Source organism: Paenalicyclobacillus ferrooxydans (assembly GCF_001399675.1).
Classification (GTDB): domain Bacteria; phylum Bacillota; class Bacilli; order Alicyclobacillales; family Alicyclobacillaceae; genus Alicyclobacillus_B; species Alicyclobacillus_B ferrooxydans.
Genome location: NZ_LJCO01000101.1, coordinates 1 through 675, shown reverse-complemented (window position 1 = coordinate 675; position 675 = coordinate 1). Strand labels below are relative to the sequence as shown.

1 protein-coding gene is annotated in these 675 nt (G+C 48.9%); it reads right to left on the bottom strand.

Annotated elements, in window-relative coordinates; translation table 11 throughout:
* Positions 1–62: 62 nt before the first annotated feature.
* A complete protein-coding gene (locus AN477_RS22155; protein ID WP_054971366.1) occupies positions 63–527 on the bottom strand; it encodes a GNAT family N-acetyltransferase in 465 nt (154 codons plus the stop codon).
* Positions 528–675: the final 148 nt, after the last annotated feature.

The following is a 675-nucleotide window of genomic DNA, read 5'->3' as shown; positions in this document are numbered from 1 at the left end:
GCCCCCGTTACCTGAAGAAGAGGGCAAAGCTGTTTAAGAGCCGCCGCCCCTCGAACACTTGTTTACAAATGCAACTTTAGACCTTCGTGTGAAGCTGTAAAACCGAGTCGTTCGTAAAACCGCAAGGCGTCTGGACGCTGTTTGTCCGTGGTCAATTGCACAATATGACACCCTCGTTCCTTCGCTCGTTGTATTGCGTACCGAATTAGCTGGCTCCCCAAACCTTTACCACGCTCGGTTGATGTCGTTCGAACCCCTTCGATGGTGGCTCTCCACCCTCCCTGGTACGTAATGTGTGGGGTGAATGTGACCTGCTGTACACCCACCACGGTGTCACCGTCACACGCTACGATCAGTTCAATGTTCGGATCCGCATCGATTGCATGGAATGCACTGACGTAGGCGCCAGGCAGGGGGTGCTCGTAACGTTCTCTTTTGCTACCTATCTTGTCATCCGAAAGCATGTAGACGATTGCATCAAGGTCTTCTTCATTCGCTTGGCGAAAAGTGAGAGTTTCGATACTCATAATAAATACCCCCTATTTGAGCGATTCGACGTGTCAGTTAATAATTCTGTGAAAAATGTTTCAAATATGAAAGTAAGAATCGAAAAAACCGATAGGGAGTACATGCTTTGCGATACACAGTGACTCTCGTTCCTCGGCTAAACTGCCC